Below are 20,531 nucleotides of genomic sequence, written 5' to 3' on the forward strand. Positions count from 1 at the left end.
TCCCGCGCCCGCTCCAGCTCGGCGGTGAGCTCCTCGACGCGGGCGGTGGCGTCGTCGCGGTCGGACTCGGCGTCCCGGAGCGCGGTCGCGGCGTCCTCGAGGGCGTCGTCGGCGGCGTCGGCGGCCCGGCGGGCCTCGTCGACGGCCTCCCGGGCCTCGGCCCGCTCCCGTTCCCGCCGTTCGCGCTCCTCCCGCTCCCGGCGCTGGCGCTCGGCGCGCTCGGCGGCGCCGGTGTCCTCGGCGGTCTCGGCCGCCCCGGTCGTCTCGGTCGTCTCGGCGTCCTCCGCTTCCGCCCGCTCGCGCGAAGGCCGGCGCGCCGGGCGGCTGACGGGCCGGCGGCGCCGGGCGCCGTCCGCGTCCCGGTCTCGGGGCTTCCGGGTCCCGGTGCCGACGCTCGTCTCACCGCCGAACCCGAAGCCCGACCAGCTCACCGTGCGGGTCAACCGCCCGGACCGCACCTCGTCGGCGACCTCCTCGTCCGCGAGGGCTGCCTCGAGGATGCCGCGCAGGTCCTTCTCGACGGACTCGGTGACCCGGTGCCCGTCCTCGGCGGCCAGCCGCCGCGCCTCCCGGGCCATCGCCCCCACCAGCTTCGAGCGCTGCGCGGACAGGTGACGCAGCTGGACGCCGTCGAGGGTCCGCTGGGCGGAGGACAGCTCCTCGGCCAGGTCGAGCAGGGCGTCGAGCTGGTCGCCGCGTTCCCGGGCGAGCAGGTTGGCCAGCCAGGCCGCCTGCGTGGGCCGCCGAAACCGGCCGATCGCCTTCGCGGCCTCCTTGTCGCCGGCCTCCTTGGCCTCGGCGACCAACTCGTCGCGCACGGGGACGAAGTCGTCCGGGGCCACGCCGTAGAGCTCGTCGGCGGCGGCCTCGACCCGTTCCTCGGTGTCCACGGGCGCACCGGTGGACGTGCTGCCGGAGTCCGCTGCAGGCGGTCCGGCCGAGCCGTTGTGGGCATCCGGAGCAGAGCGGTTCATGCTCACTCGATTCAGTGTGGCATCGGTCACAGATCAATCCGGTACTCACGGATTGTGACAGGTCCTCAGTGGGCACCCGACGTCCATGAGCAGCACCGCAGTCATCGTAGTGATCGTCGTGGTGGTGATCGCGCTGCTGGCGCTCGCCGCATTCGCATGGTCGATGAACGGGCGCCGCAAGAGCCGGCGCCTGAAGGAGCGCTTCGGCCCCGAGTACGACCGCCACCTGGCGGAGACGAACGACCCGGCCGAGACCGAGCGCGCCCTGGCGGAGCGTGAGAAGCGCCACCGCGGGCTGAGCCTGCGCACCCTCGACGACCGTGAGCGGGAGACGTTCGAGCGCCGCTGGACGGCGGTCCAGGCGGAGTTCGTCGACGACCCCGACCACGCCGTCGACCGTGCCGACGCGCTGGTGGACGAGCTGATGTCCGCCCGCGGCTACCCGGTCGACGACTTCGAGCAGCGGGCGGCGGACGTCTCCGTCGAGCACCCCGTGGTGGTGCAGCGCTACCGCGAGGCGCGCCGGATCGCCCAGGCGAACCGGGAGCACCGCGCCGACACCGAGGAGCTGCGCGGCGCCGTGACCTCCTACCGCGAGCTGGTGCAGGCCCTGCTGGGCGGCGACCGGCACCACGACGGGCAGCACGACGGCCGGTCCGGCGGCGATGCCGCCGGTTCCCACGACAGCCGCCGGAAGGAGACGAGCGCATGAGCGAGCACGTGGGCCACGAGCGACGCACCGACGACACACGAGGTGAGCGACCGATGGACGAGCGCGACCCGCGAACCGGCGACGGCACCGACGGCAAGGGCCACGACCACGACGACCGCAGCTTCCTCGACAAGGTGCTGGGCCGGGAGCCGGGTCAGCACGGCGGTCACGGCGCAGGCCACCAGGACCGTGGCGGGGTGGGCACCCGTGAGCGCGAGTACGACACCGGCGAGGTCGGCGGCGTGCCGTCTCCCCGCGGGCACGACGACCATCTGCCGCAGGACCGCGGCCGCGGCGACCTGGGTCCGGGCGACGAGCCGGACGACGGCCTCCGCGCCCGCGACGCCGGGGGCACCGGGCACCGCGACGTCCGCAGCGACGAGGGCGCACGCACCGTCGACCTGCGCGGCGGCGGCACCGACACCGCCACCCCGCGTGACACGGACCGCGACCGTGGCAGGGACATGGGCGGGGACACGGGCGTGGACACGGGCGGGGACATGGGGCACGACACCCACGGGGCCCACCGCACCGCCACGCACGGCTCCGGCGTCCCGGACGAGCGGATGCCCGGGGACGAGGGCGGCAGCGGCCTCCGCGAGGCCGGCCGGCACGACCAGCAGCCCGACCGGCGTCACGACACCCACGACACCGGCCGCTCCCGCGCCGAGTCGATGGGCGCGGCGACCCAGGAGACCGACTCCTCCGGCCACGCGACCCTCGTGCCGCAGGACCGCTCCGCCGAGTACCTGCGCCGCTGGGAGTCGCTGAAGGCGAGCTTCGTCGACGAGCCCCGTGGGGCCGTCCGCGACGCCAACGTCCTGGTCGGCGAGGTGCTCGACGAGCTGGAGGCGCTGTTCAAGCGGCAGCGCAGCGAGCTGGAGCGCGACCTGAACAACGAGTCCGCCTCGACCGAGGACCTCCGGCTGGCCCTGGGCCGCTACCGGAGCTTCTTCGACCGCCTGCTCACGATCTGACGGGCGTCGCACCACCACGACGGAGGGGCCGCGGACCACCCGCGGCCCCTTCGTCGTGTTCGGGGATCAGAGGGTCAGCACGAACGCCGCGTCCGGTTCGACGACCTGGAACGTGAAGCTCTCCTCGAGGTAGAGGCCCACCGAGTCGGCGTCGTGGTGGGAGTAGCCGATGGCGAGGTCCTGCCCGACGTCGAGCGCGAAGTCCCCGCCGCGCTCGCTCACCAGGACCGCCCCGTCGACCCCGGCCGTCCAGATCACCGAGCCGCCGAGGATCCGCTTGAGGTGGTCGAAGAGCAGGTAGCCGCCGTGCTCCGTGGTCTCGACGATCTTGGTGTAGAGGTCCGGCCCGACCGCCAGCGAGTAGGGCCCTCCGATGCCGTTGCGGCGCAGGGTGTCCACCCCGCGCGCCACCACGCCCGGCCACGTGAGGCAGTCCGCGCCCAGGGCGAGCGACTCGTACGGCGCGACCTGGGCGATGCCCTCCACGAGCGCGGCCGGCCAGCCGTGGAACACGGCCCGGTTCTCGATCTCGGCGGCCACCCGGGCGGCACGGTCGAGGTCCTCGAACTCGGGGTCGGGGGCGCCGCGCTGGATGTCGTCGATCTCCGCGCGGGAGACCGTGAACGGCACCCGGACCTCGGCGAGCGGGAGGACCCGCCGGACGCGGGCGCTCACCCCGGCGCTGCTCTCGACGCCCGGCGGCGGGCCCGCGAGCCCGGTCGTGCGGCCCAGGCTGCGCGCGGAGTGCTGCCAGCCGCCGCTGCCGACGAAGTCGACCACCTTGCGCGCGGCCAGCAGCGGGGTGAGCCGCTCGCGGGCCTCGTCGTCGATCGCCTTCCAGGCCTCGGTGGGGACGGGCGCGTTCGCCCTGAGGAGATGGTCGGAGGGTCCGGTCACGTGGTGCTCCTTGTGGTGGGGAGGGCGTGGGGTCGGGGTCAGCGTCCGCGCAGGCCGCCGATGCCGAGCGAGACGTCGCCGGAGAAGTCCGACGGCGGGTGGATCTCCCGCTCGATGGTCTCCACGTACTCCTCGGGGTCCTTGTCGGTGATCTCGATGCCGCGCCCGTCCGGGTGCCGCTCCTTGAACTCGGTGAACTGCCGGCCGAGGGCGTCGCGCAGCCCGGACGGCGCGTTGAGCCGGAAGTCGGGGAGACCCTCGTTCTCCTCCTCGCCCATGTGCTCGTCGTTGGCCTCGCGGGCCTGGTCGACGCCGGCCCACCAGCCCGCGCTGCCGACCGGGTTGCGGTCCGCCTCGCGCACGCCGTCGCGGATGTCGTTGTGGTCGCCGATGGCGTCGAGCGTCTCCTCCTGCGGGTCGTTCTCGCCCTTCCGCAGCAGCTGCGGGTAGAAGATCTGCTCCTCGGCCTCGGCGTGGACGTCGAGCAGGTCCGCGAGCGGGCGCCAGACCGCCCGCAGTGCCGTCGGCTCGGCACCCTGGGCGCGCAGGTCGTCGAGCTCCGCGAAGCGGCGGCGGAACCACTCGTGGTCGTCGAGGATGAGCTGGGTGATGTCGGGCACGGCCGGACCGTACTGCCGTACGGCCCAGCCGCGCCCGTTCTGACCCCCGGCTCAGCCGGTGTTCTCGTGCGTCGCGGTGAGGGTCGCGCGCGCGATGGCGTGGCTGAACAGGTTGAACCCGAGGAAGGCCGGGGTGGCGCCCTCGGGCAGGCCGAGGCTCTCCACGTCGACGGCGTGCACCACGAAGATGTAGCGGTGCGGGCCGTGCCCGGGCGGCGGGGCGGCGCCGACGAAGCGCTTCATCCCGGCGTCGTTGGCCAGCACCACGGCGCCCCCGGGCAGCGACGACGCGTTCTCGTCGCCGGCGCCGGCGGGCAGCTCGGTGACCGACGCGGGGATGTCGGCGACGGCCCAGTGCCAGAAGCCCGACGCGGTCGGGGCGTCCGGGTCGTAGCAGGTCACCGCGAACGACTTCGTCCCCTCGGGGAAGCCGCTCCAGGACAGCTGCGGCGAGCGGTCCTCGCCGCCCGCGCCCATGAGGCCCGACAGGTGCGGCGTGGCCAGGGTGCCGCCGTCCGCGACGTCGTCGCTGGTCACCGTGAACGTGGGGAGCTGCGGGAGCTCGCTGTAGGGGTCGTGGCTCATGGCCCCCGATCATGGCACCGATCGGGCTGCGAAGCTTCCCCGGTGGAGAACCTGCTGCTCATCGTCGGCCTGATGCTCGGCGCGGTGCTGCTGGTGGGGGTCGGGGACCGGCTGCGGCTCCCGTGGCCCGCGCTGATGGTGGTGCTCGGCGCCCTCGTCGCGCTGACGCCCGGCCTGCCGGACACCTTCGAGCTGGACCCGGACCTGATCCTGCCGCTGTTCCTGCCGCCGCTGCTGTTCGCGACGGCGCAGCGCACCTCCTGGTCGCTGTTCCGCGCCCGGTGGCGGTCCATCGCGCTGCTGGCGATCGCGCTCGTCGTGGTCACGATCGTGGTGGTGAGCGGGCTGACGGTCCTGCTCGTCCCGGGGATCACGCTCACGGCCGCGGTGGCGCTCGGCGCGATGGTCGCCCCGCCGGACCCGGTCGCGGTGGAGGCCGTGGCCGGTCCGGTGCGGATCCCGCGGCGGCTGCTCGCGGTGCTGCAGAGCGAGGGACTGTTCAACGACGCCACGGCGCTCGTCGTGTTCCAGGCGGCGGTGCTGGCCACCGTGCAGGGCGACGAGCTGTCGCTCGGCGGCCTCGCGCTGTCCTTCCTGCTCGGCGCGGCCGCGGCCGTGCTCATCGGGCTGGTCGTGGCCTGGCTGGCGCGGATGGTGCTGTCCCGGGTCACCGACACGATCGGCCGCAGCGCCCTGACCCTGATCCTGCCGTTCGCCGTCTACCTCGCCGCGGAGGAGGTGCACGCGTCGGGCGTGGTGGCGGTGGTGGTCGTCGCGCTGCAGCTGCGCCGGCTCGGCGACGCCGACGAGGCCGCCGAACGCTTGGTCCAGCGCTCGTTCTGGGACGTCGTCGAGCTGCTGGTCACCGGCGTGGCGTTCGGGCTGATCGGGCTGGACCTGCGGGGGGTGGTGGAGGACGTGGGCGCGGCCCTGCCGCGGATGCTGGGCCACGCCGCGCTGGTCTGCCTCGCGGTCGTCGGGGTGCGGGCGCTGTGGATGACGGTCGCCTGGCTGACCGTCCGGCACTCCTCCGACGCGTCCGCCGCGCCCCGCACGGGCCGGGAGGCCGTGGTGCTCGCCTGGTGCGGCATGCGCGGGCTCGCAACCCTGGCCCTGGCGCTCTCGCTGCCGGTGACTGTCGCGTCCGGCGCGCCGTTCCCGGCCCGGGCCGAGATCACCCTCATCGCCGTGTCGGTGCTGCTGGTGACGCTGCTGCTGCCCGGGTTCACCCTGCCCACGCTGGTCAAGTCCCTGGGCGTGGCCGAGCGGGCCGACGCCGAGGAGCGCGCGGAGAAGATCGTGACCCGCCGGGCGCAGCGGGCCGCGCTGAACCGCATGGCGGCGCGGATCGGGGAGGTCGACCGGTCCGACGAGCTGCCGGAGGAGGTCGAGGCCGCCATCCGGCAGCGGATGAGCCGGCTGGACGCCGTTCTCTCGGGCGAGTCGCTGTCCGAGGACGAGCGCCAGCGGCTCCGCGCGATCCGGGACCGCCGGGACGTCCTGCAGGCCATCGAGGCCGACGCGCTCGCCGCCGCCCGCGCCGAGGTGCTCGCGGCACGCCGCGAGCCGGGGGTCGACCCGGAGGCCGTCGACCGGGTGCTGCGCCGGCTCGACCTCCGGACCGTCCTCCTCGACTGATTCGCGCTCCGCTCAGCGCCGATGTTCGCTCCGCACGCTCCGCTCAGCGCCGATGTTCGCTCCGCACGCTCCGCTCAGCGGGGCCCGTAGACCACCACGGTGTTGCCCCACGGGTCGCGGGCCACGGCCCGGACCTCGTGCGGGCCCTGCTCGGGCTCCCGGACCACGGACCCGCCGCCCTGCACCAGGGCGGCGAGCGCGGCGGCCACGTCCGGGACCTTGAACGACGCGGCCGGCACCCCTCCGGTGACGTCCACGGCCGGGCCGGCCAGGGCCAGCGTGGTGCCGCCGGCGTCGAGGGCGGCGTAGCGGTCGCCGTCGACGAACTTCGTGGCCAGGCCGAACGTGTCGGCGTAGAAGCGCACGGCGGCGTCGACGTCGGCCACGGGGTGCAGGACGTTGCCGATCTTCACGGGGGTCTTCGCGGGGTCGCTCACGAGGGGACCGTAGCCGGTCAGGTGATCGTGATGCCGCCGTCGACGGCGATCGTCTGGCCGGTGACGTACCCGCCCGCCGCGCCCGCCAGGAAGACCAGCGCGGCGGCCAGCTCCTCCGGGTCGCCCTTCCGCCCCAACGGGACCCGGGCCATCATCGAGTCCAGGTAGCCCGGCTTGTACTGGTCGGTCATCTCGGACTCGAAGAAGCCCGGCGCCAGCGCGTTGACCCGGATGCCCTTGCGCCCGCCCCACTGCTGGGCGAGGTCGCGGGTGAGCCCGATGAGGCCCGCCTTGCTGGCCGCGTAGGCCGCCTGCGGCAGGTTCGCGGTGGTGATCCCGAGGATGCTGGAGATGTTCACGATGCTGCTGCCCGGCTGCATGACCCGCCCGCAGGCCTGCGCCATCCAGTAGCATCCGTTCAGGTTCACGTCGATGACCTGCGTGAACTCCTCGACGGACTCCCGGGTGGCGGGCACGGCGGTGCCGATGCCGGCGTTGTTGACCAGGACGTCGACGCGACCGAGCTCGGCCATCGCGGTGTCGACGAGGTTCTGGCAGTCGGGCTGGCGTGCGACGTCCGTGGTCACCGCGACCGCCCGCCGGCCGAGGTCCTCGACCATCTTCCGCGTGCCGTCGAGCCGGTCGGCGCGGCGCGCGCCCAGCACGACGTCGGCGCCCGCCTCCGCCAGCGCCTTCGCGAACGCGACGCCGAGCCCCGACGACGCGCCCGTCACGATGGCCACCTTGCCCTCGAGCGAGAACCGCTGAAGTACCGTCATGGGCGGGACCTTAATGCAGTCGCACCAACTCAGGAACGAACGGAGACGTGGCGCGGGCGACAGCGGGTTGCGCCCTGTGGGGAGCCCGGTGCGAGGATCGGACCGAAACGATCGGTCGTTCGCACGGCCGGTACGTCAGCGCGAGTCGAGCAAGTCGAGCGAGTCCAGCAAGTCCAGCGAAGTCGAAGGAGACGAAGACATGGCGGAGTCCCAGCAGCGCGTCGCGATCGTCACGGGAGCGGCGCGGGGGATCGGTGCGGCCACCGCACAGCGCCTGGCAGAGGACGGGTTCAAGGTCGCGGTGATCGACCTCGAGGAGGCGGCCGCGAAGACCACCGTCGACGCCATCGTCTCCGCCGGCGGCACGGCCATCGCCGTCGGCGCCGACGTGTCCGACGCCGCGGCCGTCGAGGCCGCCGTGGCGCGGATCGCCGAGGAGCTCGGCGCGCCGACCGTCCTGATCAACAACGCCGGCATCACCCGGGACAACCTGCTGTTCAAGATGTCCGAGGGCGACTGGGACTCGGTCATGGGCGTGCACCTCAAGGGCTCGTTCCTCATGGCCAGGGCCGTGCAGAAGCACATGGTCGACGCCGGCTGGGGCCGCATCGTCAACCTGTCGTCGACCTCGGCGCTGGGTAACCGTGGCCAGGCGAACTACTCCACCGCGAAGGCCGGCCTGCAGGGCTTCACCAAGACCCTCGCGATCGAGCTGGGCAAGTTCGGCGTCACGGTCAACTGCATCGCCCCCGGGTTCATCGCCAGCGAGATGACCAAGGCCACCGCCGAGCGCCTCGGCGTGGACTGGGAGGAGTTCAAGGCGGCCCGCGCCAAGGAGATCCCGGTGCAGCGCCCCGGCGCGGTCGAGGACATCGCGCAGACCGTGTCGTTCTTCGTCGACGAGCGCTCGAGCTTCGTCTCGGGCCAGGTCATCTACGTCGCCGGCGGCCCGAAGGCCTGACGTGTCGGTCGATCTGATGGTGGCGCCGGTCCTGCTGACGGCGCCCCTCGGGCCGGACCGCCTCGTCGGGATGGGCCCGATCGAGGTCGACGACACCGGGCTGGTCCGCGCGACCATGCCCACCGCCCCGTGGATGGTCGGCCCGGACGGCCGGCCGTCCGCCGGGGCGCTGGGCGTGCTGCTCGACGCCGTGCTGGGGCAGGCCATGCTGCTGCCCCGGCCGGTCGACGGCTGGGCGGTGACCACCGAGCTGGCCGCCGACCTCGTCGCGCCGGTCCCGCTCGACGGTTCCCCCGTGACCGTCGAGGCCCGGGCGGTCGCGGCCGACGCCGAGGGTTCGCTCTCGCAGGGCCGGGTGCTGGCCGCGGACGGCACGCTGCTCGGCGTCGCGACCGAGTGGGGCAAGTTCACGTCGGGGGTGCCGGACGTCGACGCGGTGGTCCCGGAGGTGCGGGTGCCGCCGGCGGGCTCGGTCGTCGGGCTGCTGGGCGGCGAGATCTCCGGCGACCCCGTGGTCCTGTCGGTGCCGGGCGTGGCGGCGCTGGCCAACGAGCTGGACACGATCCACGGCGGGATCATGCTGACCGCCTCGGAGGTGGCCGCGGCGGCGGCGCTGCCCGGCCCACCGGAGCGGCCGCTGGTCACCGGGTCGATGCGGATCTGCTACCTGCGGCCCTCGCCGGTCGCCGGCACCACGCAGTTCCGCACCCGGGTGCTGCACGCCGGCCGGTCCTTCGGGGTGGTCGAGGTGGAGGCCTGGGGCCCCACCGGCAAGCTGGCCACCACCGCCACGGTCACCCGCCGGGTGCGCTGACCAGCACGGTCAGCGCCACACCGAGCGCACGCCGGGCCCCACGCCCGGCACGACTGCGGCCGCCGCGGGACGGCGGCCGCAGTCCGGCGGTCAGGTCGCGGCGGTGCGGAACCCGATCGCGTAGGGCGCCAGCGGCTGCTGCCCGGCGACCGGCACCTCCTTGTCGGACACGTTCACCACCACCGCGGAGCCGTCGGGCGCCCGGAAGGCGATCAGCGGGGCGTCCTGCGCGGTCCCGAGCTCCACGTTCCCCTGCGCGAGCCGCGGGACCAGCCACTCCCACGCCCGTGTGAGCGGGGTCGGTTGCCCACCGTCGGCCTCGGTGGCGTCGGTCCAGAGCGCGGAGTAGGGCAGCGAGCTGCCCTGGGGACCCCACAGCAGCGCGACCGACACCCCGGACCGGGCGAACGCGGCCAGCGAGGCGAGCGTCGACGCGGCGCTGGCCTGGCTGTCGGCGGCACCCGTCGCGCCGTCGGGCACCTCGGAGTAGAACTCGGTCCACCAGACGGGCAGCGGGCTGGTGTTCCGCAGGTACCGGGTGACGTCGGAGAACTTCAGGGCGGCGTCGTCGAGCCGGCCGCTGATCGTGCCGTCGCGCTGGGCCGTCCCGCCGTCGACGGCCAGGAAGTCGGCGCCGGCCTTGTTCGCCTCCCAGTACTTGAGCACGTCGAGGATCCGCTGGTCGACGGCGCCCCAGCTGCCCTTCAGGGCGTCCGAGGCGTTCGGGTCGTCCGCCGGCAGGCTGATCATGACGGGGTAGGGCCCGCCGACCTGGACGTCCGGCCGGACAGCCTTCACCGCGGTGTAGACGGCGTTGTAGAGCGCGGTGTAGCCCTCGTAGTCCCAGCGGTTCTTCGTCATGTCGAAGAAGCCCTTGAGCTCGTTCCACACCACGACCCGCTCGATCTGCGGGTAGCGCTGCACGGTCTGCGCCACGAGGTCGGCGTAGGCCTGGAAGTCCTGCGGCAGCGGCGCCACCTCGAGCTTGTCCCAGTCGGTCTGCCCGGCGACGCCGCCCTTCATCCAGTCCGGCGAGCAGCAGGCGGTGAGGACCGTGCGGGCCCCGGAGCGCTTCGCCAGGTCCATGCGCGCATCCAGCGTCGACCAGTCGTACCGGCCGGGCGCGGGTTCGGGGTTGAGCGTGCCGAAGCCCATGAGGTGCACGTTCTGCCACACCGCCGAGTCCTTGAGGATCGCCTCGCCGCGGGCGTTGGCCTCGGCCGGGTCGTGGTCGTCGAGGCTGTCCTGGGTGTGCGTCACGCCGAGGTCGAGCGGGGCGCCCTGGGGCGTCCAGTCCCAGCCCTGCCCGAGGTCGAGCCCGGCCGCGGACCGGTCGGTGTCCGGACCGGTCGCGGGCAGGGTGGTGGACGAGCAGCCGGTCAGCACGAGCAGGCCGGCCGCCAGGGCGGCGAGGACGGGAAGGCATCGGCGGAGACGCACGGCCCGGAGGGTGTCAGCGCCCGGCTGTGGCGGGGCTGAGAGCGCCCCTGTCCGACAGCAGCCCCGACGGCTGCCCCGACGGCTGTCCCTTCTGCCGGCCCGACAGCCACCCGTCGGTCGCGCGCAGCTCGGCCAGGGTGCCGTGCTCGGCCACCCGTCCGTCCCGGACGACGTAGACGTGGTCCATCCGCTCCAACCCGGCCAGGTCGTGGGTGATCAGCAGGGTGGCTCGGCCCACCGCGGCGTCGAGCAGGTCGTCGAGGACGGCGTCGCGGGTGTCCGGGTCGAGGTGCGCGGTCGGCTCGTCGAGGACGAGGAGCGCGGGGTCGGTCAGCAGCGCGCGGGCCAGCGCGAGACGCTGGCGCATGCCGCCCGAGAGCCGGCTGCCGCGGATCCCCACGGGGTCGTCGAGGTCCAGGTCGAGGCGCACGCGGGCGAGGACGTCGAGCAGTTCGTCGTCGGTCGCCGCGGGGCGGGCCAGGCGCAGGTTCTCCCGGACGGTGCTGTCGAAGACGTGCGGGTCCTGCGGCACCCCGCTCACCACGCCGCGGACGGCGTCGGGGGAGCGGTGGAGCAGGTCCGCGTCGCCCAGCCGCACCGCGCCGCCCTCGGCGTCCTGGAAGCGGAACAGGACTGCGGCCAGCGTGCTCTTGCCCGCCCCGCTCGGCCCGACGACGGCGACGTGGGCCCCGGCCGGGACGTCGAGGTCCAGGCCGTCGAGCACCAGGGGGCCGTCGTAGCGGACGGTGAGGTCACGGATGCGCAGGTCGGCGGGGCCCGCCGGGACCGGCTCGTCCGCCGCGGGGCGGACCTGCGGCGGCGTGTCGAGCACGCCGAAGAGCCGCTCGCCGCTCGCCCGCACCGCCCCGAGCCGGGCCGCCGCCGCGGGCAGCGGCGCCACGATCTCGAAGGCCGCCAGCGCGGTGAGCACCAGCACGGCCAGCGGGATCGGCTCGAGCCGGCCCGCGGTCACCGCCGCGACGCCGAGGAGCAACGAGCCCCACAGCGTGAGGCCGGCCAGCAGCGCGGTCGCGCCGGCGCCGAGGCCGAGCAGGCGGGCGTCGCGCCGGGCGGTCCGGGTGAGGTCGGCGTCGGCCGCCTCGACCCGCGCCACGGCCCGGTCCATCGCCCCGTAGGCGACGAGGTCCGGGGCGCCCTGCAGTGCGTCGACGAGTGCGGTCGACAGCTCGGCCCGGGCGACGGTGGCCCGGCGGCCGGGCCCGCGCCCGGCGCGCGCGGCGAGCAGCGGCACGGCCACGCCGGCGAGCACCAGGCCGGCCGCCAGCAGCAGCCCGCCCTCGGTGAGCAGCGCGGTCGACAGCGCGACCACCCCGCCGCCGACGAGCAGCGCGGCCAGGGGCGGGGTCAGGCCGCGGACCAGTAGGTCCTGGGTGGCGTCGGTGTCGCTGACCAGCCGCGAGACCAGGTCGCCCGAGCGGAAGCGGCGGACCGGCTCGGTCGCCGCGAGCCGGGCGTAGACCCGGTCGCGGGCGTCGGCGAGGGTGCGCAGCGCCGCGTCGTGGGTGACCAGGCGCTCGAGGTAGCGGGCCACCCCGCGGGTGACGCCGAGCGCGCGGGTGAGCACCACGGCCACGCTCAGCGCCGTGACCCCCGGGTGGGTCGCCGCGGTCGCGATCAGCCACGCGGCGAGCGAGAGCAGCCCGACGCCGGCGGCGGTCGCCGCGGCCCCGAGCACCACGCCGAGCGCGAACCGGCCGCCGCGTGGCCGCGCGAGCGCCAGCATCCGGACCAGGCCGTCCGGGTGGGCCGTGCCGTTCATCGCCGGAGACCCCCTGCCACCAGGGCGGGCGCCTCCAGCCGAGCCAGCTGCGCGTCGCCCGGCAGCTCGTCGGCCCACGCCGGGTCGTGTGTCACGATCACCGCGGTCCGGCCCTCGACCAGGCGCCCGACGGCGCGGCGCACCGCGGCCGCGTTGTCCGGGTCGAGGTGGGCGGTCGGCTCGTCGAGCAGCACCAGCGGCGACACGGGCGAGCGTTCGGCCCGCAGGAAGGCGCGGGCCAGGGCGACCCGCTGCCGTTGGCCGGCCGACAGCCGGGCGCCGCGCTCGCCGAGCCGGGTGGCGAACCCGGCGGGCAGACCGGCCACGACGTCGTCGAGCTCGGCCAGGGACGCCGCCCGGCGCACGGCCGCCATCGGGGCGTCGGGCTCGCCGAGTCGGATGTTGCCGGCGACGGTGTCGTCGAACAGGTGCGGGTCCTGGGGGACCCAGGCCACGCCGCGACGCCAGCCGTCCGGGTCGGCCGCGGCGAGGTCGTCACCGCCGACGGTGATCCGGCCGGCGGTCGGGTCGACGAACCGCAGCAGCAGCCCGAGCAGCGTCGACTTGCCGGCCCCGCTCGGCCCGGTGACCAGCGTGGTCCGGCCCGCGGGCAGGGTGAGGTCGAGGTCGTCGAGGGCGGCCCGGTCGCGGCCGGGGTAGCGAACCGTCACGTCGTGCAGGCGGAGGTCGCCGGAGGGGACGGCCCCCGTGCCGGCCGCGATCACGCCGGCCCGGTCGTCGAGCGCCGTGAAGACCTGCTGGGCCGCCGCGATGCCCTCCATGCTGGCGTGGAACCGGGCCCCGACCTCGCGCAGGGGCAGGTACGCCTCGGGCGCGAGGATCAGCACGAACAGTGCGGTCTCCAGGTCGACCTGCCCGTAGAGCAGCCGGAAGCCGATCTCGACCGCGACGAGCGCCACGGCGAGCGTGGCCAGCACCTCGAGCACGAACGCGGACAGGAACGCCACCTTGAGGGTGCCCATGGTGGCCTCGCGGTGCTGGTCGGTGACCTCCCGGACCAGCGCCGCCTCGGCCTTGGCCCGCCGGAACAGCGCGAGCGTGGGCAGCCCCTCGACGACGTCGAGGAAGTGTCCGCCGAGCCGGTTCAGCAGCGCCCACTGCCGGTTCGTCCGGGCCTGCGTGTGCATCCCGACCAGGGCCATGAACAGCGGGATCAGCGGGATGGTCACGGCGACGACGACCGCCGACACCCAGTCCGCGCCGGCGATCACCGCGAGCACGGCGACCGGGACCATCACGGCCAGCACGAGCTGGGGGAGGTAGCGGGCGAAGTAGTCGTCGAGCGCGTCGAGGCCGCGGGTGGCGAGCGTGACGAGCTCGCCGGCGTCCCGGTCCCGGGGAACCCCGGCGGTGACGTGCCGGACGAGCCGCATCCGCAGCTGCGACTTCGCCGTGGCGGCGCTGCGCAGCGCGGCGGCCTCGGCGCCGTGGGCGAGCCCGGCCCTGGCGACCGCGACCGCGGCGACGGCCGCGATCGCCAGAGCGAGGTCGGCGGAGGCGGAGCCGACCGTCGACTCGAGTCCCGCGCCGCCGGTCGCGCGGGCGACGACGCGGGACACGAGCCACGCCTGCAGCAGGATCAGCCCGGTGAGGGCCGCGCCGCACCCGGTGGCGACGAGCAGGTGGGTGCGGACGGCGCTCGCCGTGCGCAGCAGGCGGGGATCGAGGGGTTTCATCGGGTGGTGTCCTGGTGCGCCGGCCTGATGTGGGCGCGGGTGACCCGCTTGCGGAAGACCCAGTAGCTCCACGCCTGGTAGGCCAGGACCAGCGGCAGGAACACCGCCGCCACCCAGGTCATCACGGTGAGCGTGTAGGGCGCCGACGCGGCGTTGTCGACCGTCAGCGAGCTCGCCGGGTCGGTGGTCGAGGGCAGGACGTCGGGGAACAGCGACCCGAAGATCAGCACGGCCAGCGCGCCGACGGCGACCGCGGTGGCGGTGAAGGCCCAGCCCTCCCGCCCGCGCCGCACCAGCCCCGCGCCCAGCGCGAGGGCGACGACCGACACGATCGCCACGGGCAGCGTCCACGGCTCGCCACTGCGCCCCTGGGTCCAGCCGGCGAACGCCACCAGCAGCGGCAGCACCACCAGAGCCGACCAGGCCGCGAACGACCGGGCGCGCAGCCGGACCGGGCCGTCGGTCTTCAGGCTGAGGAACACCGCGCCGTGCAGGAGGAACAGGCCGAGGGTGAGCAGCCCGCCGAGCACCGCGTAGGCGTTGAACAGCCCGACGACGTTCGTGGTGACGACGTGGTCCGGGCCCATCGCCAGCCCGCGGACGAGGTTGGCGAACAGCAGGCCCCACAGGAAGGCCGGGAGCGCACTGCCGGCGACGATCACCGCGTCCCAGCGCCGCCGCCAGACGACCGAGTCGACCTTGCCGCGGTACTCGAACGCCACGCCGCGGCCGATCAGCGCCAGCAGGATCAGCAGCATCGGCAGGTAGAAGCCGCTGAGCATCGAGGCGTACCAGGCCGGGAAGGCGGCGAAGGTCGCCCCGACGGCGGTGATCAGCCAGACCTCGTTGCCGTCCCACACCGGGCCGATCGAGTTGATCATCACGCGGCGGTCGGTGTCGTCCCGGGACAGCACCGGCAGCAGGGCGCCGACGCCGAAGTCGAAGCCCTCCAGGACGAGGTAGCCGGTCCACAGGACGGCGATGGCGACGAACCAGAGCAGGGGGAGGTCCATGGTGCGCTCCTAGTAGACGAACGCGGGGACGCGTTCGTCGGTCTTCTCGGGTTCGGGGACGTCCTCGGGGTAGGGCATGACGGCCGCGGTGCCCGCCTTCACGTACCGCCGCAGCAACCCGAACTCGACCACGGCCAGCACGGCGTAGATCAGCGTGAAGGCGGACAGCGAGATCGCCACCTCGGTGAGGCTCACGCCGGGGCTGACGCTGTTCGCGGTGAGCAGCTCGCCGACGACCGTCCAGGGCTGGCGGCCCATCTCGGTGAGGATCCAGCCGAAGATGTTCGCGAGCAGCGCGGCGGGCAGCGCGGCGACGACGAGGCCGTACTGCCATCGGTAGGGGAACAGCCTCCCCCCGCGCGTCATCCACAGGCCGACGAGCGAGATCGCCACGCCGGCCAGGCCGAGCCCCATCATCATGCGGAAGGCCCAGTACAGGAGCCCGACGTTCGGGATGTAGCTGCCGGGGCCGAACTCCGCGGTCAGCCGATCCTGGATGTCGTTGATGCCCTGGACGTCGCCCGAGAAGTCGCCGGTGGCGAGGAAGGCCAGCAGGCCGGGGACCTGGACGTTGACGTGGTTGCGGCCGTCCTGGATGTCGCCGACGGCGAAGATCGAGAAGCCGGCGGCGTGCTCGTCGTCCCACAACGCCTCGGCGCTGGCCAGCTTCATCGGCTCGTACTGCGCCATGAGCTTGGCCTGGTGGTCGCCCGAGATCGACACGACGACGCCGGCGATCGCGGTGACCACGAAGCCCGCCCGCATGCTCTTGCGGAACAGCTCGTGCTCGCGCGAGTCCTTGTTCTTGAGCAGCTTGTAGGCGCTGACGGCGGCGACGAACAGCCCGGCGGCGATGAACGCGGCCGACACGACGTGCAGGTAGGTCGACCAGGCCTGGTCGTTGCTCAGCACGGCCCAGATGCTGGTCAGCCGGGCCTGGCCGGTGGCCGGGTCGATCTCGAAGCCCACGGGGTGCCGCATCCAGGCGTTGGCGGCGAGGATGAAGTAGGCGCTCAGGTTGGTGCCGATCGCCGCGGCCCAGATGCAGGCCAGGTGGATGCGGCGGGGGAGCTTGTCCCAGCCGAAGATCCACAGGCCGATGAAGGTCGACTCCAGGAAGAACGCGAGGAGTGCCTCCATGGCCAGCGGCGCGCCGAAGACGTCGCCGACGAAGGTCGAGTAGTCGCTCCAGTTCATCCCGAACTGGAACTCCTGCACGATCCCGGTCACGACGCCCATCGCGAAGTTGATCAGGAAGAGCTTCCCGAAGAACTTGGTGGCGCGCAGGTACTCCGTGCGCCCGGTCCGGTGCCACGCGGTCTGCAGGGAGGCGACGATCACGGACAGGCCGATCGTCAGCGGGACGAACAGGAAGTGGTAGATCGTCGTGATCCCGAACTGCCAACGGGCCAGGTCGAGTGCCATGGCGGCGGCTCCTCCCGAACTTCTACGACTTGTAGAGGTTCCGCGGTCATTTCTACACCACGTAGAAGGTCGGGGGTGCCCACCCGGCTGGTGTGTCGGATCACCGCCGTCCCCGGCTGCGCCGGCGCCCGCTACCGTCCCGGACCATGATCGGCGCGCGGCCCCGGGTCGGGGTGTTCCTGCTCGCCCCCGGCTTCCCCGGCCGGTCGGCCGCCGACGTCCTCGACGGGACGGTCGCCGCGGCCGTCGCCGCGGAGGAGGCGGGGTCGGTGACGTCCGGGACCGGGATCGGGCTCGCCGCCTCCCGCGCGCTGCCGATGCTGCTCGGCATGCACGCCGACGACGAGGAGAAGGCCCGGTTCGTCCGCGCCTACCGCGAGCGGGGCGGTCCCGAGGTCGCGCACATCAGCACGCACCTCGCCCACGTCGCCGACACCACGGCCCTCGCAGACGCCGAGGTCCGGGAGTCGCTGCCGCGCCGGCGCCGGCCGGGGCTCGCGGGCTACACGCGCCACGACGGCGCGCCCCGCACCCCGCAGGACGCCGCCTCCACCCGGTCGGCGACCCGCCCTCTGCCGCGCCCGCCTGGACCGGACCCTCCGGCGCACCGGCGCCCGCTCCCTCGCGCTGATGGTCGAGACCACCGGCGACACCGCCCGGACCTGCGAGAACGTCGCCCGGCTCGGCACCGAGGTGCCCCCCGCCCTCACCCTCCCCACCACCCCGGTGCGACCGGCCGGGCGAGGTGTGGAGGCTGGGCAACGGGCTGGAGAGGAACTCGACGCCGCCGCCCCGTGACGACCGCGGTGCACCCACTTCTGCCTTGCCACACCCACCCGCGCCCGGCACAGCCGTCGTGGCCCAGCCGCACACCTCGACGGTGCGTCGCACACGCCGTCGACCGGATGTGGACGGCGCGACGAGGTGTGCCGGCTCTGACCCGGGCGGGCGAGACGTGCATCCTCGTCGGGTGTGCGACCAGGCCACAGCGGGTGTGCCGAGCCGGCGGACGTCCCGCCGAGCACGGATCCGCCGACCCTCTCTCGCCCCGCCCGCGCCCCGCCCGGCGCCGGCCGACGGATCAGGCGGCGGTGCGGAGGACCGAGAGCGTGTTGTCGTCGAAGTTCGTGACGTAGGCGGTGCGCCCGTCGGGCGCCACGGCGATCGTCGTGGGGCTGCGTCCGACCTGCACCGTGGAGACGACCGCGCGGGTGCCGGTGTCGATGACGGAGACGGTGCCGTCGCCGTTGTTCGCGACGTAGGCGTGTCGGCCGTCGGGGGCGAAGACGACGCTCTGCGGGTTCGCCCCCACCGGGATCGTGCCGGTGACCTTCTCGCTCGCGACGTCGATCACCGAAACCGTGTTCTGGTCGTAGTCGACGACGTAGACGCTGCTCTGGTCGGGCGAGACGGCCAGGCTGTGCGGGCTGCGGCCGACCGGGATCACGGCGGTGACGGTGCGGCTCTGCACGTCGAGCACCGAGACGACGTTGGACTCGTGGTCGGCGACGAACGCCTTCGACCCGTCCTTGGTGAAGGCGACGAAGTGCGGGTTGGGTTTCACCGGGATACGCGCGACCACCGACCGGGTCCTCCAGTCGATCACGGAGATGTCCGCCGAGTCGTGGTTCGGCACCAGGATGGTGTTGCCGTCCGGGGAGACCGCCGAGGCGTACGGGTGCAGACCGACCGGGATGATGTGCGTGATCGAGTGCGACCCGGTGTCGACCACGTCGACGGTGTTGACGGCGGTGGTGGCGCTGGTCCCCGGGTCGTAGACGCTCACGTACAGCCGCGCGCCGTCGGGGCTGATGCTGGCGAACTGCGGGGGTCCGTTGGACACGGGGACCGTCGCGGTGATCGCGTTCGTCCCGGTGTCGACCAGGGAGATGGAGTTGGAGCCGCTGTTCACGACGTAGGCGGTGCGGCCGTCGGGGGACAGGAGGACGTCCTGCGGGTTCTTCCCGACCGGGACGGTCCCGGACACGGTCGGATCCGGGATGCTCGCGGTGACGCCGGGCGGGGTCGAGGTGGCCGGCGACGACCCGCCGCCGCGGAACAGGTACACGCCGATCCCCGCGCCGGCGAGCACCACGACGACGGCCACGACGGCGAGGACGATCCTCAGCGGGCGGCGCGGTCGGCCGCTCCCCGGGCCGGCGAGGGGCGGGGGACCGGCCGGTGGACCCGTCGGGAGGTCGGGGGGCGCGGTCACCGCCGTGCCCCCGTCGTCCACCCCGGCCCCGACACCGCCACCGACGCCGCTACCGGCACCCGCACCGCCACCGGCGCCGCCCGGACTCGCGCCGCCTGCCGCGCGCGGGTCGGTGAGCGGGGCGGGACGCACGGGTTCGGACGGAGGGCTGACCGGGGGAGGCTCCTCGGGGGCGGCCGGCTGTTGCACCGGCGCGGCGCTCGCCGGGACCGCGGCGGGTGCCGCGGCCGGCGGCACGGGCGGCTGCGCGGGCGCCGGCGGAGCCTCCGCCGGAGGTCCGGACGGCGGAGCTTCGGCGGTGCTCGCGGCGGAGGCAGCGACCAGCCCCGCCGCCACGCCGCCGACAGCGGTCCCCCCAGGCGGTGCCCCCCCGCCGGACGCGGCAGGCGCGCCGTCGGCCATCGCCACGTCTCCGCCGGAACGCGGATCGGCCGTCGTCTCCGCAGCCCCGATCCCGTTGCCGGAGGGCTCCTCGTACGCCCCGGCGAGGGCCGCCGCACCGAGCGCGACGACGTGCTTGGGGTGGGCGTCCACGGCGGTGGGCCGGCCCAGCGCCTCCGACACCATCTGCGACACCAGCGGGATGCGCGACGAGCCGCCGACGAGGAGGACGGCGTGAAGGTCCTCCGGCTCGACCTTCGCGGTCCGCAGCGCCCGATGGAGCGCACGGACGGTCGCCTCGATCGACGGCCGCATCATCTCCTCGAGCTCGGCGCGGGTGAGCCGGACCTCGGTCTGCAGGCCCGGCAGCAGCACCGGGATGATCGTCTCGATGTCGAACGAGAGCGTCTCCTTCGCCAGGACGCACTCCTGCCGCAGCCTGAGCAGCGCCGACGCCGTCTGCCGATCCCCGTGGTCGAGGGACGTCACCGCCCCGTCGAGGGTCCGGTCGACGAACGCGAACACCGCCTCGTCGAAGTCGATCCCGCCCAGGCCCTCCACGCCCTCGGGCACGCCGAGCGTCTCGAAGCCGGAGCCGCCGCGGTGCCGCAGCACCGTCGCGTCGAAGGTCCCGCCGCCGAAGTCGTACACGGCGATGATCGCCCCGTCGGGCACACGCTCGTTCGTCGCGTAGTGGGCCGCGGCGGCCTCCGGTTCGGTCGTCAGCGTCACGTGCTCGACCTCGGCGATCCGCGGCACGGACCCGAACAGCTCGAGCTTGTAGGGCCCCCAGTTCGCCGGGTGCGTCAGGACCACGTGCTCGGCCGGCCCGCCCTCCCGGTCGGCGACCTTGTCCACGACTGCGTGCAACAGCGAGGCCAGCACGGAGGCGACCGAGTGCGGCGCGCCGCCGAGGACGAGCGGCGTGGGGTCGCCGAGCCGGCGCTTGAACTCGCGGGCGACCCGGTCGGGCTCCATCATCGCCCGGCGGTTCGCGGCGTCCCCGGTGAGCACCGGGCCGTCGCTGCGCATGAGCACGACCGAGGGGATCGCCGCGGTACGGTCGCCGAGCGTGGCCATCTCGACGGCGCCCCGGCGGTCGACGGCCGCGGCCGTGTAGGTGGTGCCGAGGTCGATTCCGAGGCTGTAACCCACCGGGCCTCCTCCACGCGTCCAGGGGCGGCGG

At 74.4% G+C, this 20,531-nt stretch carries 18 protein-coding genes; 6 read left to right on the forward strand and 12 right to left on the reverse strand.

All coding sequences use genetic code 11. The annotated features are described in order from the left end of the window. On the reverse strand, positions 1 to 890 hold an 890-nt coding region (locus LWC33_RS22960), incomplete at its 3' end, for a hypothetical protein (protein ID WP_233306509.1). Between the two features lie 169 nt (positions 891 to 1,059). Between LWC33_RS22960 and LWC33_RS22965 the strand changes: the two genes are divergently transcribed. Both LWC33_RS22965 and LWC33_RS22970 read left to right on the forward strand, forming a co-directional pair. Further along, the gene (locus LWC33_RS22965; RefSeq protein WP_233306510.1) at positions 1,060 to 1,686 is read left to right on the forward strand and encodes a hypothetical protein; all 627 of its coding nucleotides are present in this window, start codon (positions 1,060 to 1,062) and stop codon (positions 1,684 to 1,686) included. Then, positions 1,683 to 2,663, forward strand: a complete 981-nt coding sequence (locus LWC33_RS22970) for a hypothetical protein (protein ID WP_233306511.1) — start codon at positions 1,683 to 1,685, stop codon at positions 2,661 to 2,663. Before LWC33_RS22965 ends, LWC33_RS22970 begins: the two co-directional genes overlap by 4 nt. A 66-nt stretch (positions 2,664 to 2,729) precedes the next feature. Here the strand turns inward: LWC33_RS22970 and LWC33_RS22975 are convergent, their stop codons facing one another. The 3 genes from LWC33_RS22975 to LWC33_RS22985 are packed head-to-tail and all read right to left on the reverse strand — an operon-like array spanning position 2,730 to position 4,765. Continuing rightward, a complete protein-coding gene (locus tag LWC33_RS22975; protein WP_233306512.1) occupies positions 2,730 to 3,560 on the reverse strand; it encodes a family 1 encapsulin nanocompartment shell protein in 831 nt (276 codons plus the stop codon). Between the two features lie 38 nt (positions 3,561 to 3,598). Next, complete coding sequence (locus tag LWC33_RS22980; RefSeq protein ID WP_233306513.1) at positions 3,599 to 4,180, reverse strand: hemerythrin domain-containing protein; 582 nt, start codon at positions 4,178 to 4,180, stop codon at positions 3,599 to 3,601. A 51-nt stretch (positions 4,181 to 4,231) separates the two neighbouring features. After that, the gene (locus LWC33_RS22985; RefSeq protein ID WP_233306514.1) at positions 4,232 to 4,765 is read right to left on the reverse strand and encodes a YbhB/YbcL family Raf kinase inhibitor-like protein; all 534 of its coding nucleotides are present in this window, start codon (positions 4,763 to 4,765) and stop codon (positions 4,232 to 4,234) included. A 42-nt stretch (positions 4,766 to 4,807) separates the two neighbouring features. Between LWC33_RS22985 and LWC33_RS22990 the strand changes: the two genes are divergently transcribed. Continuing rightward, on the forward strand, positions 4,808 to 6,403 hold the full coding sequence (locus LWC33_RS22990; RefSeq protein WP_233306515.1) for a Na+/H+ antiporter: 1,596 nt from the start codon (positions 4,808 to 4,810) through the stop codon (positions 6,401 to 6,403). A 74-nt stretch (positions 6,404 to 6,477) separates the two neighbouring features. Here LWC33_RS22990 and LWC33_RS22995 read toward each other — a convergent pair whose 3' ends face one another. Together LWC33_RS22995 and LWC33_RS23000 are read right to left on the reverse strand one after the other, a co-directional pair. Further along, positions 6,478 to 6,840, reverse strand: coding sequence for a VOC family protein (locus LWC33_RS22995; RefSeq protein ID WP_233306516.1), 363 nt, complete (start codon positions 6,838 to 6,840; stop codon positions 6,478 to 6,480). A gap of 17 nt (positions 6,841 to 6,857) precedes the next feature. Beyond that, positions 6,858 to 7,619: an SDR family NAD(P)-dependent oxidoreductase gene (locus LWC33_RS23000; protein WP_233306517.1), complete on the reverse strand. Its 762-nt coding sequence runs from the start codon at positions 7,617 to 7,619 to the stop codon at positions 6,858 to 6,860. 199 nt (positions 7,620 to 7,818) lie between these two features. Between LWC33_RS23000 and fabG the strand changes: the two genes are divergently transcribed. Beyond that, the gene (fabG, locus tag LWC33_RS23005) at positions 7,819 to 8,580 is read left to right on the forward strand and encodes a 3-oxoacyl-ACP reductase FabG (protein WP_233306518.1); all 762 of its coding nucleotides are present in this window, start codon (positions 7,819 to 7,821) and stop codon (positions 8,578 to 8,580) included. 1 nt (position 8,581) lies between these two features. Beyond that, positions 8,582 to 9,394 carry a PaaI family thioesterase gene (locus LWC33_RS23010; protein WP_233306519.1) on the forward strand — a complete coding sequence of 271 codons (813 nt, stop codon included), beginning with the start codon at positions 8,582 to 8,584 and terminating at the stop codon, positions 9,392 to 9,394. Between the two features lie 90 nt (positions 9,395 to 9,484). Here the strand turns inward: LWC33_RS23010 and LWC33_RS23015 are convergent, their stop codons facing one another. The 5 genes from LWC33_RS23015 to LWC33_RS23035 are packed head-to-tail and all read right to left on the reverse strand — an operon-like array spanning position 9,485 to position 16,749. Next, entirely contained in the window at positions 9,485 to 10,834 is a 1,350-nt protein-coding gene (locus tag LWC33_RS23015) for a GH39 family glycosyl hydrolase (protein ID WP_233306520.1), read from the reverse strand. Between the two features lie 13 nt (positions 10,835 to 10,847). Beyond that, the gene (gene cydC / locus LWC33_RS23020) at positions 10,848 to 12,614 is read right to left on the reverse strand and encodes a thiol reductant ABC exporter subunit CydC (RefSeq protein ID WP_233306521.1); all 1,767 of its coding nucleotides are present in this window, start codon (positions 12,612 to 12,614) and stop codon (positions 10,848 to 10,850) included. Continuing rightward, positions 12,611 to 14,311, reverse strand: a complete 1,701-nt coding sequence (gene cydD / locus LWC33_RS23025; RefSeq protein WP_233306522.1) for a thiol reductant ABC exporter subunit CydD — start codon at positions 14,309 to 14,311, stop codon at positions 12,611 to 12,613. The genes cydC and cydD overlap by 4 nt, the downstream gene beginning before the upstream one ends. Next, positions 14,308 to 15,324 carry a cytochrome d ubiquinol oxidase subunit II gene (gene cydB / locus LWC33_RS23030; RefSeq protein WP_233306523.1) on the reverse strand — a complete coding sequence of 339 codons (1,017 nt, stop codon included), beginning with the start codon at positions 15,322 to 15,324 and terminating at the stop codon, positions 14,308 to 14,310. The genes cydD and cydB overlap by 4 nt, the downstream gene beginning before the upstream one ends. A 9-nt stretch (positions 15,325 to 15,333) precedes the next feature. Then, complete coding sequence (locus tag LWC33_RS23035; RefSeq protein WP_233306524.1) at positions 15,334 to 16,749, reverse strand: cytochrome ubiquinol oxidase subunit I; 1,416 nt, start codon at positions 16,747 to 16,749, stop codon at positions 15,334 to 15,336. Positions 16,750 to 17,379: 630 nt separating this feature from the next. On the opposite strand from LWC33_RS23035, the gene LWC33_RS23040 reads away from it, so the two are divergent. After that, complete coding sequence (locus LWC33_RS23040) at positions 17,380 to 17,547, forward strand: hypothetical protein (RefSeq protein WP_233306525.1); 168 nt, start codon at positions 17,380 to 17,382, stop codon at positions 17,545 to 17,547. A gap of 283 nt (positions 17,548 to 17,830) precedes the next feature. Here LWC33_RS23040 and LWC33_RS36215 read toward each other — a convergent pair whose 3' ends face one another. Then, positions 17,831 to 20,500, reverse strand: coding sequence for an Hsp70 family protein (locus LWC33_RS36215; RefSeq protein WP_233306526.1), 2,670 nt, complete (start codon positions 20,498 to 20,500; stop codon positions 17,831 to 17,833). Positions 20,501 to 20,531: the final 31 nt, after the last annotated feature.

The organism is Pseudonocardia terrae (assembly GCF_021343995.1).
GTDB classification, from domain to species: domain Bacteria; phylum Actinomycetota; class Actinomycetes; order Mycobacteriales; family Pseudonocardiaceae; genus Pseudonocardia; species Pseudonocardia terrae.

What these genes read in the sequence shown, in the direction of transcription:
- LWC33_RS22965 (WP_233306510.1), top strand. Translation starts at nt 1,060, where the DNA reads ATGAGCAGCACCGCAGTCATCGTAGTGATCGTCGTGGTGGTGATCGCG.
- LWC33_RS22970 (WP_233306511.1), top strand. Translation starts at nt 1,683, where the DNA reads ATGAGCGAGCACGTGGGCCACGAGCGACGCACCGACGACACACGAGGT.
- LWC33_RS22985 (WP_233306514.1), bottom strand. Translation starts at nt 4,765, where the DNA reads ATGAGCCACGACCCCTACAGCGAGCTCCCGCAGCTCCCCACGTTCACG.
- LWC33_RS23000 (WP_233306517.1), bottom strand. Translation starts at nt 7,619, where the DNA reads ATGACGGTACTTCAGCGGTTCTCGCTCGAGGGCAAGGTGGCCATCGTG.
- fabG (WP_233306518.1), top strand. Translation starts at nt 7,819, where the DNA reads ATGGCGGAGTCCCAGCAGCGCGTCGCGATCGTCACGGGAGCGGCGCGG.
- cydC (WP_233306521.1), bottom strand. Translation starts at nt 12,614, where the DNA reads ATGAACGGCACGGCCCACCCGGACGGCCTGGTCCGGATGCTGGCGCTC.
- cydD (WP_233306522.1), bottom strand. Translation starts at nt 14,311, where the DNA reads ATGAAACCCCTCGATCCCCGCCTGCTGCGCACGGCGAGCGCCGTCCGC.
- cydB (WP_233306523.1), bottom strand. Translation starts at nt 15,324, where the DNA reads ATGGACCTCCCCCTGCTCTGGTTCGTCGCCATCGCCGTCCTGTGGACC.
- LWC33_RS23035 (WP_233306524.1), bottom strand. Translation starts at nt 16,749, where the DNA reads ATGGCACTCGACCTGGCCCGTTGGCAGTTCGGGATCACGACGATCTAC.
- LWC33_RS23040 (WP_233306525.1), top strand. Translation starts at nt 17,380, where the DNA reads ATGGTCGAGACCACCGGCGACACCGCCCGGACCTGCGAGAACGTCGCC.